This window comes from Vibrio sp. YT-19(2023) (genome assembly GCF_033337395.1).
Genome location: NZ_JAWOQN010000027.1, coordinates 20,074 through 37,777 on the forward strand (window position 1 = coordinate 20,074; position 17,704 = coordinate 37,777).

General features: G+C 45.6%; 16 protein-coding genes. 4 read left to right on the forward strand and 12 right to left on the reverse strand.

Features of this window, described 5'->3' with window-relative positions:
• Window positions 1-5 precede the first annotated feature (5 nt).
• From R7E78_RS18100 to R7E78_RS18115, 4 genes are all read right to left on the reverse strand, one after another.
• Window positions 6-383 (reverse strand): hypothetical protein, encoded by a 378-nt coding sequence (locus R7E78_RS18100; protein WP_005382370.1) that lies wholly within the window; start codon window positions 381-383, stop codon window positions 6-8.
• Window positions 384-582: 199 nt separating this feature from the next.
• Entirely contained in the window at window positions 583-1,065 is a 483-nt protein-coding gene (locus R7E78_RS18105) for a hypothetical protein (protein WP_005382371.1), read from the reverse strand.
• Window positions 1,066-1,173: 108 nt separating this feature from the next.
• Window positions 1,174-2,901 carry a sodium:solute symporter family protein gene (locus tag R7E78_RS18110; protein WP_005382372.1) on the reverse strand — a complete coding sequence of 576 codons (1,728 nt, stop codon included), beginning with the start codon at window positions 2,899-2,901 and terminating at the stop codon, window positions 1,174-1,176.
• Window positions 2,902-2,913: 12 nt separating this feature from the next.
• The gene (locus R7E78_RS18115) at window positions 2,914-3,177 is read right to left on the reverse strand and encodes a DUF4212 domain-containing protein (protein ID WP_005382373.1); all 264 of its coding nucleotides are present in this window, start codon (window positions 3,175-3,177) and stop codon (window positions 2,914-2,916) included.
• A 520-nt stretch (window positions 3,178-3,697) separates the two neighbouring features.
• On the opposite strand from R7E78_RS18115, the gene R7E78_RS18120 reads away from it, so the two are divergent.
• Window positions 3,698-5,449 (forward strand): potassium/proton antiporter, encoded by a 1,752-nt coding sequence (locus R7E78_RS18120; protein ID WP_262640702.1) that lies wholly within the window; start codon window positions 3,698-3,700, stop codon window positions 5,447-5,449.
• Here the strand turns inward: R7E78_RS18120 and R7E78_RS18125 are convergent.
• From R7E78_RS18125 to aspA, 4 genes are all read right to left on the reverse strand, one after another.
• On the reverse strand, window positions 5,446-6,075 hold the full coding sequence (locus tag R7E78_RS18125) for a response regulator (RefSeq protein WP_005382375.1): 630 nt from the start codon (window positions 6,073-6,075) through the stop codon (window positions 5,446-5,448). The two genes, R7E78_RS18120 and R7E78_RS18125, sit on opposite strands and share 4 nt — an antisense overlap.
• Window positions 6,076-6,269: 194 nt before the next feature.
• Window positions 6,270-8,102: a protein-disulfide reductase DsbD gene (locus R7E78_RS18130; RefSeq protein ID WP_262640703.1), complete on the reverse strand. Its 1,833-nt coding sequence runs from the start codon at window positions 8,100-8,102 to the stop codon at window positions 6,270-6,272.
• A 161-nt stretch (window positions 8,103-8,263) separates the two neighbouring features.
• On the reverse strand, window positions 8,264-9,571 hold the full coding sequence (locus tag R7E78_RS18135; protein ID WP_005382378.1) for an anaerobic C4-dicarboxylate transporter: 1,308 nt from the start codon (window positions 9,569-9,571) through the stop codon (window positions 8,264-8,266).
• Window positions 9,572-9,747: 176 nt separating this feature from the next.
• A complete protein-coding gene (aspA, locus tag R7E78_RS18140) occupies window positions 9,748-11,199 on the reverse strand; it encodes an aspartate ammonia-lyase (RefSeq protein WP_005382379.1) in 1,452 nt (483 codons plus the stop codon).
• Between the two features lie 431 nt (window positions 11,200-11,630).
• Between aspA and R7E78_RS18145 the strand changes: the two genes are divergently transcribed.
• Window positions 11,631-12,149 carry an FxsA family protein gene (locus R7E78_RS18145; protein WP_033907286.1) on the forward strand — a complete coding sequence of 173 codons (519 nt, stop codon included), beginning with the start codon at window positions 11,631-11,633 and terminating at the stop codon, window positions 12,147-12,149.
• 70 nt (window positions 12,150-12,219) lie between these two features.
• Here the strand turns inward: R7E78_RS18145 and trmL are convergent, their stop codons facing one another.
• The 4 genes from trmL to R7E78_RS18165 all read right to left on the reverse strand — a co-directional run bounded on the left by trmL (window position 12,220) and on the right by R7E78_RS18165 (window position 15,703).
• Window positions 12,220-12,699: a tRNA (uridine(34)/cytosine(34)/5-carboxymethylaminomethyluridine(34)-2'-O)-methyltransferase TrmL gene (gene trmL / locus R7E78_RS18150; RefSeq protein WP_053303025.1), complete on the reverse strand. Its 480-nt coding sequence runs from the start codon at window positions 12,697-12,699 to the stop codon at window positions 12,220-12,222.
• A 137-nt stretch (window positions 12,700-12,836) separates the two neighbouring features.
• Window positions 12,837-13,445, reverse strand: a complete 609-nt coding sequence (locus tag R7E78_RS18155; protein ID WP_262640704.1) for a superoxide dismutase — start codon at window positions 13,443-13,445, stop codon at window positions 12,837-12,839.
• A 174-nt stretch (window positions 13,446-13,619) separates the two neighbouring features.
• On the reverse strand, window positions 13,620-15,014 hold the full coding sequence (gene cpxA, locus R7E78_RS18160; protein WP_170894109.1) for an envelope stress sensor histidine kinase CpxA: 1,395 nt from the start codon (window positions 15,012-15,014) through the stop codon (window positions 13,620-13,622).
• Window positions 15,014-15,703, reverse strand: coding sequence for a response regulator (locus R7E78_RS18165; RefSeq protein WP_054577277.1), 690 nt, complete (start codon window positions 15,701-15,703; stop codon window positions 15,014-15,016). The genes cpxA and R7E78_RS18165 overlap by 1 nt, the downstream gene beginning before the upstream one ends.
• Before the next feature lie 190 nt (window positions 15,704-15,893).
• On the opposite strand from R7E78_RS18165, the gene R7E78_RS18170 reads away from it, so the two are divergent.
• Complete coding sequence (locus R7E78_RS18170) at window positions 15,894-16,406, forward strand: CpxP family protein (RefSeq protein WP_005386388.1); 513 nt, start codon at window positions 15,894-15,896, stop codon at window positions 16,404-16,406.
• Between the two features lie 111 nt (window positions 16,407-16,517).
• Window positions 16,518-17,426 carry a CDF family cation-efflux transporter FieF gene (gene fieF / locus R7E78_RS18175; RefSeq protein WP_025768809.1) on the forward strand — a complete coding sequence of 303 codons (909 nt, stop codon included), beginning with the start codon at window positions 16,518-16,520 and terminating at the stop codon, window positions 17,424-17,426.
• The last annotated feature ends 278 nt before the right edge of the window (window positions 17,427-17,704 follow it).

Below are 17,704 nucleotides of genomic sequence, written 5' to 3' on the forward strand. Positions count from 1 at the left end.
TTTGGTTAATCGAGTGAGATTTGAATCAGGCGTAATTGTTGTTGTAGTGCGAGAAATTTCACGTCGCCTTGTTCAAACTGGTAGTAATAGCGTTTGAGGCAGAATAATGGCGTATGGATAGAATCGAGACAGACACGACGGAAGATACGACTGCGAGTTGAGTCTTGAATTGCGTCTAGTAAATGGAAATAAACCTGACGTAAAAACAGCTCACACAACAATAGATTTTCTTCATCGGCATCGTGTTCATAACAAGAAGACAACACCATTCCCCAATGAATATAGTCATGAATCACGTCTGGCTCAAAGCCATGTGGTGCGGCGAGAAGGAATCTATCTTGGGCTTTAAAAAATGCGTTAAAGATGTCCCGTTTGTTGTCCATAACCACCTCTCATTAAATGTAATGATAATTATTATCAATTAAATTGTGAGTTGGCAACCCTTTTTAGAGTAAGAGGTTGTTGAAGAAAGACTTACGGAAACAAAAGCCGACGCAAAGGCGTCGGCTGAGTAGGAATTCATTTATGCTGAGTGAAACTAAGTCACTGTCGTTTGAATACCGGTGAATTAGCTTGTCGCCGTTATTCAGTAAATAAGGTTTCGTACTTCACAAATGCGGTTTGTGTTTCACCATAATATAGTGTGCCGCCTGATTGAATGACGACTCTTAACCAGCTTTCTGCAGATGCAGGCTTTGGTAAGGTGATGTACCAGCTTTGGCCTGCTTGATCGGCGGGCTTCATATCAATCGGTTGAGCGTTTTTCTCTTTGTCACTCACAATAGAAACTTTAACCCCTTCAAGTGGGTAAGCGGCGTTGAGTGACAATTCTAAGTTATTTTTAGTGAGTTTTTCAGAGCGAAATTTCACTTTAAAATCGCCATTTTCCATATCACACAGACCACTGGTGTAACGACAATTAGACTTACTCGCGAGTTTGTAAGTTTCCCCTTCTTGCGCCGCGTGGGGTTTCTCGCTGAGGGCCATATCGGTACCGAAGTAAGCGATCAAAGAGAGAACTGGCGCAATCAGTAGAGCGAGAATAAAGTGCTTGTTTTTGAACATCTTGGCTTCCTTGCAACGACATACTGCGAATATGGTAACTGAAAAGTGAGAATAAAAAAGCCCCGGACGGCTGGTTCCAAACGGGGCTTTTGTGGTTTTGATTAGTTTTTAGTGATCCACTGCACTACCAGCACCTACTGGCACGCGAACGTGTTCGACTAGGTCTTTTACTTCTTGTGGCGTTTCTGCTGTTACTTTGGAGACAGCGAATGCGACGATGAAGTTAAATAGTGCGCCAATAGCACCAAACGCGTTTGGCTCAATACCCAGGAACCAGTTTGTTCCCCAGCTTTCTAGATATTTCCAATCAGCAACGAAAAGGATGCCTTTGTGTTGGAATACGTAGAACAGCGTAATACTGATACCTGCAATCATACCGGCGATTGCGCCTTCTTTGTTGATGCTCTTGCTGAAGATGCCCATCATCAATGCAGGGAAGATGGATGAAGCGGCAAGACCAAAGGCGAGTGCTACCGTACCTGCGGCAAATCCAGGCGGATTTAAACCGAGATAGCCTGCGGCTGCTATCGCTACTGCCATTGATATTCGACTAGCAAGTAGCTCTTTTTTCTCGGATATGTTCGGATTGATAACCCCTTTGATTAAGTCATGGGAAATAGCTGAAGAAATGGCGAGTAGTAAACCTGCTGCGGTAGATAGTGCAGCTGCAAGACCACCTGCTGCCACAAGTGCGATCACCCAGTTTGGTAGTTTAGCGATCTCTGGGTTAGCCAATACCATGATGTCGTTATCAACGCGCAGTTCGTTGGTGGACGCATCTGAAGTGTATTGGATATTGCCATCGCCATTTTTATCGTCAAAACCGAGTAGTCCAGTTGTTTCCCAGTTTTTGAACCACGCAGGACGCTCGTCATACGCTAGGTGCTGACCCGGAGCTGGATTTACCGTATTCATTAGGTTGAGACGAGCCATCGCTGATACCGCTGGTGCTGTAGTGTAAAGGATTGCGATGAAGATCAGAGCCCAGCCTGCTGATGTACGTGCGTCGCGAACCTTCGGCACGGTAAAGAAACGGATAATTACGTGTGGTAGACCGGCAGTACCAATCATCAGTGACATGGTGTAGACAAACATATTAAGTGTGTCGCCACGTACTTGGGTCGTGTATTCACTGAATCCGAGTTCGGTCACCACTTGGTCAAGCCGATCGAGTAGATAGACATCGGTACCAGCCATGGTACTCCCCAGACCAATTTGTGGGATTGGGTTACCAGTGAGTTGCAGAGAGATAAAGATTGCAGGGATAGTGTAAGCAAGAATGAGTACGCAATATTGAGCAATCTGCGTGTAAGTGATGCCTTTCATGCCGCCAAGAACCGCGTACATGAAAACGATACACATACCAATTAATAGGCCAGTGGAGTAGTCCACTTCTAAGAAGCGACCAAACGCAACACCCACGCCTTTCATCTGACCGATAACATAAGTCACTGATGCGATGATAAGACAAACAACCGCTACGATACGTGCGGTATTGGAGTAAAAGCGTTCACCAACAAACTCTGGCACCGTAAACTTCCCAAATTTGCGTAGGTAAGGCGCTAGCAACAGCGCAAGCAGAACGTAACCACCAGTCCAACCCATTAGAAATACTGAGCCGCCATAGCCCATGAAGGCAATTAAGCCTGCCATTGAGATAAACGACGCTGCGGACATCCAATCGGCTGCGGTTGCCATACCGTTTGCAATCGGGTTTACACCGCCACCAGCAACATAAAACTCTTTGGTTGAGCCGGCGCGAGCCCAAATAGCAATCCCGATGTACAGGATGAACGTGGCGCCAACGACCAGGTAGGTAATAGTTTTCAAATCCATCTGAGTGACTCCTTATTCGTCCACGCCGAATTCACGGTCAATTTGGCGCATCTTCCATGCGTAATAGAAAATAATTCCTAGGAAGGCATAGATGGAGCCTTGTTGAGCAAACCAGAAACCGAGTTTGTAACCGCCTAGTTGAAATTGATTTAGTACGTCGACAAATAAGATGCCGCAGCCGAAAGACACGACGAACCAGATGACCATTAGGCCGATCATGAGCTTCACGTTTTTGTCCCAATAGGCTTTGGCTCTTTCTTCGCTTTCAAATGCCATTGCCGTCTCCTTACGATTGGTATTGTTGTTAATGAAATGTTTCAATATGTACATTAGCAAGGTGTTGGCAATAACTCTTTTCAACTTTAGTCGGGGTGTTAAAAATGAAGAACCGCCATGCTATGGGCTTTTGCAGCGAATAAAGGGGTAAAATGTTATGTTAATAAACTGTTAAGTTAGCCAAAGGTCTAAAGGTTGATTGGATAAACAAGCATGATTAAGACGGGCCATTAATCTTTTCTTCATTGAATTTGGAGATGCTGTGTAAATATTGGTGGTGATCTTGTGGCTCTTAAAGAGAGAAGGCGTAGATAAGAAAGATCACAAGTAATTTATTTACATAAAGTTTTCGCATCAAATCACCGTTTTAACGCACAATAAAGTAATATAACTGAGTCATTCTCGTACAACCTCGCATTTTGAGACGGTGTAAAGGGGAGGCAGATTAGGGCATTACCTCATTAACGAAGTAGCCTTGCTCATCACAATTATTATCGTTTTTCATTAAGGGAGGGTGAGAATGGACGCAGACACCATTAACAGTTTTTTTCTAATAGGTGCGTTGTTAATCGCACTTAGCGTTCTTTTAAGCCCAGTGTCTTCTAAGTTGGGAATCCCAATTCTTTTGGTATTTTTAGCCGTTGGAATGCTGGCGGGGGAAGACGGCTTAGGCGGCATTTTATTCGATAACTTTTCCATCGCTTATTTGGTTAGTAACCTCGCATTAGCCATCATTTTGCTTGATGGTGGGATGAGAACGCGGGTCGCCAGCTTTAGGGTTGCGTTATGGCCCTCGGTCTCTTTGGCGACATTTGGCGTTGCGATCACCACCATTTTGACCGGGCTGATGGCAACGTGGTTATTCGACTTAGATTTATTGCAAGGCATATTGGTTGGTGCGATTGTTGGTTCCACCGATGCTGCCGCGGTCTTCTCTCTACTCAAAGGTCGTAGCCTGAACGAACGTGTTGGTTCAACGCTGGAAATTGAATCCGGCACCAATGACCCAATGGCGGTGTTTCTGACCGTAACTCTGATTGCTATTTTAGCGAACCCTGGCGCAGATTTAAGTGCGGGCTTTTTGGCGTTCAGTTTTCTTAAGCAGTTTGGTATCGGCGCGTTACTTGGCTTCGCTGGTGGCTGGATCTTATGGAAAGTTATCAATCGCAATCAATTACCAGATGGGCTGTATTCTATTTTAACGGTCAGTGGTGGCTTGCTTATTTTTGCTTTATCTAACACTTTGGGTGGCAGTGGTATTTTGTCGATTTACCTTGTTGGTCTTTTATTAGGTAACCGTCCAACACGCAGCCGACACTCTATTCTTCATGTTTTAGATGGTATGACGTGGCTAGCTCAAATTGGTATGTTCTTGGTGCTTGGCTTGTTGGTTACACCATCTAATTTACTCTCTATTGCGTTGCCAGGTCTTGCGCTTGCCTTCGGGATGATTTTGTTTGCCCGACCAATCTCAGTTTGGATTGGTTTACTGCCATTCAAGAGTTTCACGCCACGTGAAAAGTGGTTTGTCTCTTGGGTAGGATTGCGTGGCGCTGTACCTATCATCCTCGCGGTATTTCCGATGATGGCAGGGTTGCCAGATGCTCAACTGTACTTCAATTTGGCATTCTTTGTAGTAATGGTGTCTTTGATAGTACAAGGGGGCACGTTGACTAAGGCGATGTCTCTTGCAAAGGTCGAGCTACCTTCTAAGCCTGAGCCAATTTCGCGTACGGGTGTAGAGATTTACCCGACCAGTGAGTGGGAGCTGTTTATCTATAGACTTAAAGAAGATAAATGGTGCATTGGTGAGCCATTACGTAGTCTTTCGATGCCGGAAGGAACGCGTATCGCCGCTGTATTTCGCAGTAAAGAGCTATTGCACCCATCCGGCAGTACGCGCCTTGAGGAAGATGATACCTTGTGTGTATTAGCACAAGAAAAGGATTTAGATGCACTGAGCTTACTGTTTAGTGAAGCCCCAGAGAAAGCGTCGTTAGCGCGATTCTTCGGTGACTTCTTCCTAGATATTGAAGTGAAGCTTGCCGATATTGCCGTGATGTATGGTTTGAATCTGGGGGATGAACCGCTGGATAAAAGTTTGAGAAACCTTGTCGAAGAGCAATTAGGTAGCACGCCAGTATTGGGAGACCATTTCGAGTGGCAAGGTTTGCATTGGATCGTCGCTGATGTTGTTGATCAGCAGGTCACTAAAGTCGGTATCCGATTGCCAAACGAAAAAAGTAAGTCTGACGATAAGACGTCAATCTAGTCGCTCATTTCCGTCAGCATAATCACGGCTTGCGTGCGGTTCTTTACACCGAGCTTACGGAAAATAGCTGTCATGTGCGCTTTTATGGTGGCTTCTGAAACATTCAATTCGTAAGCGATTTGCTTGTTCAGCAAGCCATCGGACAACATTCCCAACACTTTATATTGCTGTGGTGTTAGCGCAGCAATCTTTTCCGCTAAGTCATTACATGCCGCGTTATTGGTGATCAGCCCTTCAGGGAAATATGGGTCGCCATTCAGCACTTGATTGAGTGCGTTCACTAATTCGCGCATGTCGCTGGACTTGGGAATAAAACCAAACGCACCATGGCTTTTCACCTGCGTCACGATCGCCGGCTCTTCACTCGCTGAAACGACGACGATAGGTAAATCTGGATGCTCTGCTCGCAAATGAATCAAGCCAGACATACCATTTGCTCCTGGCATTTTGAGATCCAATAGCACTAAATCTGGCTCTTCCTCTCGCTCCAACAAAGCCAGAAGTGCGTCGAGTGAGTCCGCTTCCAGCAAATTTGCACCACTAATAGCCATGTGGATAGATTGAAACAAGGCATTCCGGAAGAGTGGGTGATCATCTGCAATAATGATGGTGTAGGTCGAATCCATGACGTTAAACACTTTTGACTATTTCGTTAAATTTATTATTGTCCAGCTTTGAGAGAGTGGACAATATTTATTCGCTAAAAGTCTGAACCAAATCGACTTTTATTAGGAAAATTGCATATAAACGCAATGTTCTTATTCAAATCTGAGCAATAAAAAACGCCAGTGGACATCACCGGCGTTTGAATATCTGGTTATCAGAACTGCTTGATATGCTCTAAGAAAGGCTCGGCTTGCATAAAGCCCGTCAAACGAGCGTTTGAAACGTGTTCGCCACTGGCATCCCAAAACTCAATTGTTGGTAAACCAAGTACATTCATGTGCTTCAGTAGTTCGATGTCTTGCACTTGATTTTTGGTCACGTCCGCTTGCAGAAGAACGAAGTCTTGCAGTTTGGCTTCGACGCTTGGGGCATGGAAGGTGTACTTTTCAAACTCTTTACATGCTACACACCAATCGGCGTAGAAATCGAGCATGACGGGTTTACCTGCCGCTTTCGCAAGTGCCAGTTGTTCTTCAAGCTCCGCCACGTTAGCAATGCGAGTAAAGCTAACAGTGGCTTGCTGAGTTTGTGTTGTGCTGTTGCCAAACCAGTAATTTAAGATAGGTTGTGCTGAGGCTAGCAAACCTAAGACGGCGATTATGCCCACGGCACTTTGTTTCCAGCCACCAAACTCTAGACTGTTTTTGATGTGGTATAGCCAACCAAAAGCAGCAATACCCAGTGCTGACCACAGAATCGTTGACCACATTTCTGGCATGATGCGTTCTAGTAAGAAGATAGGCGCGGCAAGCAGAATAAAGCCGAAGAGTGTTTTCACACGGTCCATCCAACCACCTGCTTTTGGTAGCAGTTTGTTGCCGAAGACTGCAACAAGAATAAGCGGAATACCCATGCCCATCGCCAGCGCGTATAACGCGATACCACCCGTCAGCAAATCGCCGCTTTGTGCCACGTAAAGTAGCGCACCAGACAGAGGTGCCGTGGTACAAGGAGAACAAACCAGTCCAGAAATCGCCCCCATGGCGAATACGCCTGCACTGCTGCCACCCTGTTGCTTATTACTTAAGTTATTCAACCATGTTTGAACGCTGCTTGGTAGCTGTAATGAGTACAGACCAAACATAGACAAAGCGAGTGCGATGAACAGTACGCTCAAGCCAATCAGCACATAAGGGTGTTGCATTGCCGCTTGGAACTGCATACCTGCAGATGCCACCACAAGGCCGAGTAGGGTGTAAGTCAGCGCCATGCCTTGCACGTAGACGAATGACAAGCCTAGCGCACGGCGTTGGCTTAGTTTGCCACTGCCAAGCACTATGCTGGTCAGAATTGGGTACATCGGCAGCACACAAGGTGTAAACGCCAAGCCCACACCAAGCGCTAAGAACAGAAGTGGTGTCCACCAGTTATCAGCAAGGTTGGCTGCAAGGCTATCTTGCTGTGTTACTGGCGCCGATGATGTGTCACCAGACGTAGATGATTGCGCCGCTGGTGGCGTTGCTGTTGGTGCCTGTTCTGCTTTTGATGCAGTTGTCGCCGTTGTTGAATCTGAGTTCGACGAAGTAAACGCGCTGATAGGAATCACGCGAGTTTCTGGCGGGTAACAGAAGCCTGCTTTCGCACAACCTTGGTATTGCACCACCACGCGCGCACCGTCTTGCCAATCATGCATTGGTACATTAACGAAGAGAGGTTGAGTATAGATATGCACGTCACCAAAGAATTCATCTTTATGCGGTGTGCCGTCTTCCATTTGCAGTTCGCCTAGCGATACTTTCTCACCAGCTACAGACAAGCGCTCTTGATATAGGTAGTACCCGTCACGTACCTGCCAATCGAGCATCAATTTGTCATCTTGCTGGTAGAAGTTAAATGGAAACGCCTGATCAACCGGAACAAAGCTGTCGCTGCTGCTACCAAAACTGTTGTTCTGGCTACTGTTAAACTGGTCTTTGCCAAATAAAGCTAAAGACGGAGTGGAAAAGGTAATGAGCCCTAAGAGTAAAACGGAAAGTAATGCGCGCATAAAAGAGTCAATTCATCTTAGATAATTGCCGTTAGTGTAACTCAATCAGACCCGGAGGCGAGTCAATAAGTTTCATGAAAATGAAGATTTATTGAGCATAAATCAAGACAACAGGCAATAAAAAAGGGAGCCGAAGCTCCCCGAGTAAGACTCTGTTTCTACTAGATCAGTAGACCACCGAATGCGAAGCCAAGTGCTACCGCAGAAGCGATGGTTACCACACCAGGTACAAAGAATGGGTGGTTGAATACGTACTTACCGATACGAGTTGAACCCGTGTCGTCCATCTCAACCGCTGCTAGAAGCGTTGGGTAAGTTGGCAGCACGAATAGCGCACTTACTGCTGCGAAAGATGCAACTGCGGTAAGTGGTGCGACACCGATTGCTAGTGCTGCTGGCATCAGCGCAACCGTGGTTGCACCTTGTGAGTAAAGCAGCATTGAAGCGAAGAATAGAACGAGTGCTAGCATCCATGGGTAGTCTGCTAGTAGCGCACCCGCAACTTCTTTGATGCCGTCAACGTGCGCGTTAACGAACGTAGAACCTAGCCATGCCACACCAAGAACACACACACACGCTGTCATACCAGAGCGGAATGTTGCTGCGGCTGGGATTTTGCCAGCATCGATTTTACAGCTCATTACGATAGCTGCCGCAGCTGCTAGCATTACCGTCATGATAGCTTCGTTACGGCCTAGAGCAGGGTTCTCGATAAGACCTACTGAGCCAGAAATTGCTGCTGCGTAACACACGACAAATGCGATTGCGCCTAGGAAGATGAAGGTTGCTTTCTTCGCTGTTGGTAGGATTTCGCGTTTTGCTTCTGTATTTAGCTTGATTAAGCCTTTTTCTAGACGCTCTTGGTATTCAGCATCGTCTTTTAGCTCACAGCCCATGAAATTCGCCACGAACGCACCGATCATGCACGCGATGAACGTCGTTGGAATACAGATTGCTAGTAGTGTTAGGTAGTCAACGCCAAATGGGTGCAGCATTGCCGCGAACGCTACAACAGCCGCTGAGATTGGTGATGCGGTGATAGCGATTTGCGATGCTACGACCGCGATAGACAGTGGACGAGAAGGGCGCACGCCTTGGCCTTTCGCTACTTCTGCAATCACTGGCAAAGTAGAGAATGCCGTGTGGCCAGTACCCGCCATTAATGTCATTAGGTAAGTTACGATAGGCGCATAAAAGGTGATGCGCTCAGGATGCTTGCGCAAAAAGTTTTCAGCAACTTGCACCATCCAGTCTAAACCACCAGCTACTTGCATTGCTGCGATAGCGGTGATTACAGACATGATGATCAAAATTACGTCAACGGGAATGTAAGCTTGGCTTGTTGGTACGCCCAAGATCAAAGACAACGCAATGACCCCAGCACCACCGGCAAAACCAATGCCGATACCACCGATTCTTGCCCCCAAATAGATGAAGAGCAGAACCACGAAGAGTTCGACCATGACCATATTGATACCTCTTTAGTTTTTTATTTGATTCTGATTTTTTGAACACTCAGGAACAGGAGTAAATGCTCAGAGAATGAGAACCTAGTGGTTTAGCGGCAATAAAAGCATATAAAAAATGTGGTTAACCGTATGAGAGCCTAAAAAAGGGGCCTGAGTGGCCCCCTTCGGATTCGTTATTACTCGTAACGTTTTGCTTTGTAAGTAGGATGCATGAAGTTTTCTACTGACAAGATTTCATCAAGCTCCTCTGCTGTAAGCAGACCGCGCTCTAGCACGACTTCACGAACACTCTTACCAGTTTCTGCACAAATCTTACCTACGATGTCACCTTCGTGGTGGCCGATGTATGGGTTTAGGTAAGTGACGATACCGATAGAGTTGTAAACGTAGTTTTCGCAAACTTCTTTGTTCACAGTGATGCCGTCGATACATTTATCACGTAGGTTCACACACGCGTTGTGTAGTAGAGAGATAGACTCAAACACACTTTGTGCGATCACAGGTTCCATAACGTTTAGCTGTAGCTGACCGCCTTCTGCTGCGAAAGAAACCGTGTTGTCGTTACCGAGAACTTTGAAGCAAACTTGGTTTACTACTTCTGGGATAACTGGGTTTACTTTAGCTGGCATGATTGAAGAGCCTGCTTGCATTTCAGGTAGGTTCAATTCATTTAGACCCGCACGAGGACCAGAAGAAAGTAGACGAAGGTCGTTACAGATCTTCGATAGTTTCACTGCTAGGCGTTTTAGCGCGCCGTGAGTCATTACGTATGCACCACAGTCAGACGTTGCTTCGATAAGGTCTTCTGCTGCAACAACGTCAAGGCCTGTTACTTCCGCTAGGTGTTTTACTGCAAGCGCTTGGTAGCCAGTTGGTGTATTTAGACCAGTACCGATTGCGGTTGCGCCTAGGTTGATTTCTAGGAGGAGTTTAGATGTGTAATCTAGAGCACGAATCTCTTCGTTTAGTGTTACCGCCCATGCATGGAACTCTTGACCTACTGTCATTGGTACTGCGTCTTGAAGCTGAGTACGGCCCATTTTCAGTACATCTTTAAACTCAACGGCTTTAAGTTCGAATGCGCCTTTTAGGTACTCAATTGCTTCCATTAGCTTGTGTACGCTGTTGTATACCGCAATACGGAAACCTGTTGGGTACGCACAGTTGGTTGATTGGCTCTTGTTTACATGGTCATTTGGGTTAACAAATTCGTATTGGCCTTTCTCTTTACCCATCAACTCAAGCGCAACGTTTGCGATCACTTCGTTCGTGTTCATGTTAACTGAAGTGCCTGCACCGCCTTGGAATACGTCTGATGGGAACTGATCCATACACTTGCCAGTTTCTAGGATCAAATCACACGCTTCGATGATGTAGTTTGCAACGTCTTTTGGAATAGCGCCAAGTTCTTTGTTTGCTAACGCTGCGGCTTTTTTGGTCATTACCATGCCGCGTACAAATTCTGGTACGTCAGAGATGGTCATATTAGAGATGTTGAAGTTCTCGATCGCACGTAGCGTATGAATACCGTAGTACGCATCTGCAGGGACATGACGTTGACCTAATAGATCTTCTTCAATACGAGTGGCTGGGTTTGCTGTTTTTGGAGCATCAGATAGGGTAGCCATAGCAGGATCCTTAGATGATAATTCTGATAATAAAGTTATTTATTAGCCATTTCTGCAATCTAGAATCCATTCATCAGAATTTTTGGCTGGAAAATCCGTCCTGACTTATGTGGCACATGATACTGCACCTAGCGCATAAAAATAGTAACTAGATCACCTTTTTCGTTTTTAATGAGTCAATAATTTGCAAAGTATGAACGGGTTATTAATAACCCTTTATGGGTACTCGATTTTCCTCGACAAACATGAGTTTTTAGAGTTCGAAATTAGCACTTTAAAAGCACGAAAAAATCGGTACGCAATTGAATGAAACGCGCTCCCGCTACTTTGTCTAAAAGAGAAGGAGACCAGTATGAACACGCTTTTTTACAACGATTCGTTTGAGCTTAGTCTGCTTTTACCATTACACTGAATTAAACAAAGGAGGGCGTGTGTTTCCTATCTTATTATTAGCGTTTATTTTTGTTCCGATCATTGAAATCGGCTTATTTATTCAGGTGGGCGGCTTTTTAGGTTTATGGCCGACCATTGCACTAGTCTTAATCACGGCATTTGTTGGTGCATCGTTGGTTCGTAGCCAAGGTATACAAACACTGATGTCAGTACAGGGGCGTCTTGAACAAGGTGAAATTCCAGCCCAGCAAATTTTTGAAGGCGTAATGCTAGCGGTGGCTGGCGTGCTACTGTTAACCCCGGGCTTTATGACCGATGCCCTTGGTATGTTGGTGTTGCTTCCTGCGCCACGCGCCGCGATAGCTAAATACTTGATGAGCAAAATGGTGGTGAAAACCATGCATGGCGGTGGCTTCCAAGGTGGTTTCTCTAACCAGGGGCCATTTGAGCAAGACCCGTTCCGTCGTGACCCATTTGATTCCCAGTCAGATAATGGCAATACCTTCGAAGGGGAATACGAGCGTAAAGACGATGATGATCGCAACAAGCTCAACTGATTGAGTTAGACAGTAAAGAAAACAAAAGGGCGCACCAAGCGCCCTTTTCTGTATTTGGAATTCGTGCTGCTTACAATGCGCCTTCAAAGCCCATTTGACGCCATGCTTCAAAAGCAATGATCGCAACGGCATTCGAAAGGTTTAGGCTGCGCGCATCTGGCATCATTGGAATACGAATACGCTGCTCCATTGGTAAGCTATCGATGATTTCAGCAGGCAAACCACGAGTTTCTGGACCAAACATCAAAACATCACCCGTTTGGTATTGTGCATCAACGTGGTGACCTGTGGTTTTGGTGGTGCAGGCAAACAATCGGTAGTTACCTTGCTTCTCTGTCTCTAAATACTCTAAGAACGCTTGATAGTTTTTATGGCGTGTTACGCGAGCTAAATCATGGTAATCCAAACCAGCACGGCGGACTTTTTTCTCTTCAAGATCGAAACCCAGAGGTTCAATTAAGTGAAGGTTTGCACCGCAGTTGGCGCATAGTCGAATGATGTTGCCGGTGTTCGGCGCGATTTCTGGTTCGTATAAAGCGATATCAAACATGGTATTGAAATAGAGTTGGTCAAAGAGAGGGGCAGTATATACCCAAGTCACCGAAATATGCGAGATTCAAGCAAGATTGACCTGGGTATGAAAGCAGGCATTAGCGCGGATGTTAATACCGTAAGTAGCGATGCTCTTTATAAGAGAGCGTGAGCATAGTTTTCTTCAACTGCTCGCCAGTTGACGACGTTCCACCACGCATCAATATATTCTGGGCGACGGTTTTGGTAGCTGATGTAATACGCGTGCTCCCACACGTCTAATGCGAGGATTGGTTCACCGCGCACATCCACTACGTCCATCAGAGGGTTATCTTGATTGCTGGTGGACGTAATGTGAATCTCACCATCTTTTACGATCAGCCATGCAAAGCCAGACCCAAAGGTATTGATGGCTGCTTGGGCAAACGCCTCTTTAAATTGCGCAAAGCTACCAAATTTATCGTTAATTGTTTGAGCAAGCGCGCCTTGAGGCTCTCCGCCACCGTTTGGTGACATGCAATTCCAATAAATGATGTGGTTGTAATAGCCGCCACCATTATTACGTACTGCTGGACTGAGCTTAGAGATATTGTCAAAGATCTCGTCTAATGACTGAGTTTCGAGCTCGCTCCCTTCAACGGCATTTACAAACTTATCAAAGTACGTCTTGTGGTGTTTGCTGTAATGCACTTCCATGGTTTTCGCGTCGATGTACGGCTCTAGTGAATCGTACGGGTAAGGCAGAGCGGGAAATGTATGTGACATAGTAAATCCTCCTTAACTGGAAAATTTACTTTAATGCTAACGATAATTATTATCAACTTTGATCTTTGTAAGGGTATTCTAAGAAGCCTCGCCAATTTCTAAAGTGAGGGTGGGGCTGTGAATCACTCACTCTAGAAATATGGTGCGAATTATTGTTAGTTCATCAAATTGAGACTAACAATTGATCGGTAAGGTGATACTCATACGCAATCCGCCTAAAGGACTTCGGCTGGCTGCGATCGTGCCACTGTGCTGGCGAATGGCACTTTCGGTAATGGTTAGGCCGAGACCTGTGCCGCCAGAGTGGCGATCGCGTGCCGTGGAAACGCGATAGAACGGGCGAAAAATCGCGGCCAGTTCCTCTTCTGGTACACCTTCTCCATTATCGTCAACCGTGATACGAAGCGTATCGTCATCGGCTTTGATGTCGATTTGTACCTCATCTTTTCCGTAGTAAATGGCGTTACGAACGATATTTTCCACCGCACTCATCAGTAGTTTAGGGTTACCGGAAATATTGCGCTTAGGTAATTCTGAATAGTGTAGCTGTTTGCCCATTTGCTCTGCTTCAAACTGCGCATCTTTAATGATTTCTTCCCATAAACTTTCTAGTGGCTGTGTTTCGCGAGTCATATGACTGTTCGCCTGCATGCGAGAAAGCTCTAATAGTTCGCTGATCATCTGTTCCAAGCGCTGCGCTTCGGTATCGATACGAGTCAGTTCTGGGCTTTCGCCTTGTTTACGCGTCGCTAATGCGCTTGCCATGCGCAGACGAGTTAAAGGTGAGCGCAGCTCGTGAGAGATATCGGATAGCAAACGTTGTTGTCCTGAAATCATTTGATTAACCGCTTCGACCATCTGGTTGAAGCTGCTACCTGCTTGACGAAACTCCGCCGTGCCTTTTTCTAAATTTGGGTCTGTGACAAATTCACCTTTCGCCACACGTTGAGCAGCGGCTTCAAGACGACGTGCAGGCTGACTCAAAGCCCAAGCAAGCCATAACAGCAATGGTGTACTAACCAACATGACCGCAAGCAAGAGCTGGAATGGGTGATCAAACAGACGCAGGAGTAGAGGTGGTGGCTCATTCCACTTGAAGCCCACGTACATCAAGATATCGGAATCTGCCAAAGTGATAGGAATTGGGCCCGCAATCATGTATCGACCATACAGCTTCTGCTTTGGATTATTGTAATCTTCGATACTGGTGACAAAGTTTTGCATGGCACGCAATTGAAAATTGCTGCGTTTTTCTGTCGTAAGAACATTACCGCTGTAGTCAGAAAAAAACACTCGTGGGCGAGGGTCGTGCTTGCCGTGGCGGTTGCCCTCGATACGAAAAAGTATGCGGCCTAAATCAGTTTGCTGGCTGTATTTTTGTTGGATTGAGTCACGCGTTTCTACCATACGTTTGTAGTGTTCTTCTGGAATATCGCGAGCTTTGCGTGGGTCCAAATGTGGCAGTGATAGCACGGCTATCAATACTAATAACATGGTGAACCAAAAAATGGCAAAGATGCGTCCATACAGGCTATTGATGTTTGGCAGTTTGATGCGTGATAGGCGCATTAATCCTCCTCAAGCAGCATGTAGCCACGACCACGCAGGGTTTTAATTCGCGGCTTGCCATTGCTTTGATCTGGTAATTTTTTACGTAAGTTCGAGACATGCATATCGATAGCGCGATCAAAAGCAGCGAGTCGTTTACCAAGCACATCTAAGCTCAGTGTCTCTTTGGTCAGCACTTGTCCTGGGTTTTGTACGAAGTGGGTGAGTAGCGCAAACTCGGTTGCCGTGAGATCGAGTAGCTGTTGCTCACAGTACGCTTCTTGCTTACCGGGATAGAGGCGGATTTCTTGATACTCAATGCAATCGCTGTTTTTGGTATTTTTTTGTGTGCTGCTAGTGCGGCGTAAAATCGCGCGGATACGCGCTAACAGCTCTCGGTCACTAAAAGGTTTTGGTAAATAATCATCCGCGCCCAGTTCCAAGCCGATCACGCGATCAATTTCTTCCCCTTTAGCGGTCAGCATCAAGACGGGAGTTTCCCAATTTTCACGTAAGCGTTTCAGCGTTTCCATGCCATTGAGTTTTGGCATCATGACATCCAACAAAATCAAATCAATCTTATCATTGACCGCGGCTAAGCCGGCTTCACCGTCATTTGCTTCGCTGACGTCAAACCCTTCGAAACTGAGTACTTCTTTTAATAAGCTGGTTAGCTCGATATCGTCATCGATTAAAAGAATGTTTGCCATGGGGGCACCTATAGTAAGTTACCGATAGCCTAATATTACATTGGAATGATGCGCAACGAAGAGGAGAAAAATCACTCTTTACGATTCTTTACGCTCCCTATACGTCGCTTTACCTAGTGGGTCGTATTCTATACTCAAGCGCTGTGAGAACAGCTCAGAAGAACCACTCACCTGTGTAAGGAATCGTATTATGAAGTCTGCAAAAAAACTTGTGTTAGCTGCTGTTGTTCTACCTCTTACTCTTGGCGCCGCAAGCGCATTCGCTTACGGTGGTAAAAACCATCATAAAGGTCCTCGTGACGAATGCGGCATGGGTATGGACCGAGGTGTCATGCGTCAACTAGACCTGACTGATGCACAAAAAGATCAGCTAAAAGAAATGCGTGAAGCAAACAAAGCAGAAATGAAAGCAAAATTCGCTGATGGCAAAGAAGCACGTATGGCTGAGCGTCAAGCGCATCACGCAAAAGTACAATCGCTTTTGCTGGCGGATAACTTTGATGAAGCTCAAGCTAGCGAATTAGCAAAAGAGATGGTTGAGCGCCAAACGGAACGTCGCGTGCAAATGCTAGAAAGAAAGCACCAAATGCTTAGTGTATTAACACCTGAGCAGAAAGCGAAATTTGTTGAGCTACAAAATGAACGTATGCAAGAGTGTGGCGACAGAATGCACAAGCGCATGGAAAAGTCGCGCAATAATTAAGTCATGAATTGATGTTATATAAAGAGGCAGCCATTGGTTGCCTCTTTTTGATCTGGTTATTTCATGGTCATTCAATATACTCAACGTATGGTTTTAGTTAACTCTTTGATTATGAAACAGCAATACGCACGTTTAGTTACGACCGCCGCTTGGACTGCAACCATTGTGGCGACGCTTCTTCTGATAGTAAAAGTCATCACGTGGTGGGTAACCGGCTCAGTGAGCTTATTGGCGTCATTGATTGACTCCATGTTAGATATCGCGGCTTCGGTTGTGAATCTTGTGGTGGTTCGTTACGCCTTACAACCGGCAGACCGCGAACATACGTTTGGACATGGTAAAGCTGAGTCCTTAGCGGCCCTAGCCCAAGCAATGTTTATTTCGGGCTCGGCAGTATTTTTGATTCTTAACGGGATTGACCGATTTTTCCGCCCACATGCTTTACACGCACCGGAGTTAGGTGTGTATGTATCGCTGTTTGCGATTGTGGTCACACTTGGCTTGGTGATGTTCCAAAAACATGTGGTTCGCGTGACGGGGAGCCAAGCAATAGCGGCGGATTCTCTGCATTATCAGACTGACTTGTATATGAATGCTGCGATCATGGTTGCTCTGGGGCTCAGTTATTTTGGAGTGACTCAAGCGGATGCTGTGTTTGCGATTGGTATTGGTGTCTTCATTCTTTATAGCGCTTTCAAAATGGTCAGCGAAGCGATTCAAACCTTACTTGATAGAAAGTTGCCCGATGAAGAGCTTGAGCAAATTAACCAAGCTTGTTTGAGCGTAAAAGGGGTATTGGGCGTGCATCAGTTACGAACGCGAATGTCAGGACCGACGCGCTTTATCCAGTTGCATTTAGAGCTAGACGATAACTTAAGATTAATTGAGGCGCATTACATTGCTGATAAAGTGGAAGATAATTTATTGGCTCTGTTTCCTGATGCGGATGTATTGATCCATCAAGATCCATTGTCTGTCGTTTTCGGACCAGAGAAAGAGCAGAAAGCACAAGATTGGTAGGCTTGAAAAATCCATCAGTGCCCGACGACAAACAGGTACTTATTGACTATCTTTCCATCAATACTTATTAAGATTCGTGATCCTGATATGAATCAACAAAGTTTCATAGAGAAACTGTAATACTCTTACATAAGTAGAAAAGTTACATAAAAAAGTGCGTTTTCATTGGTAATCCTGTAGAGGAAATGTAACATAACGCACAGTTCTGGATTATGCAGGTTGCTTGGTAACAAGGGGCCTAAAAGAAAATTAAATAATTGATTACCAAAGATCGAGGG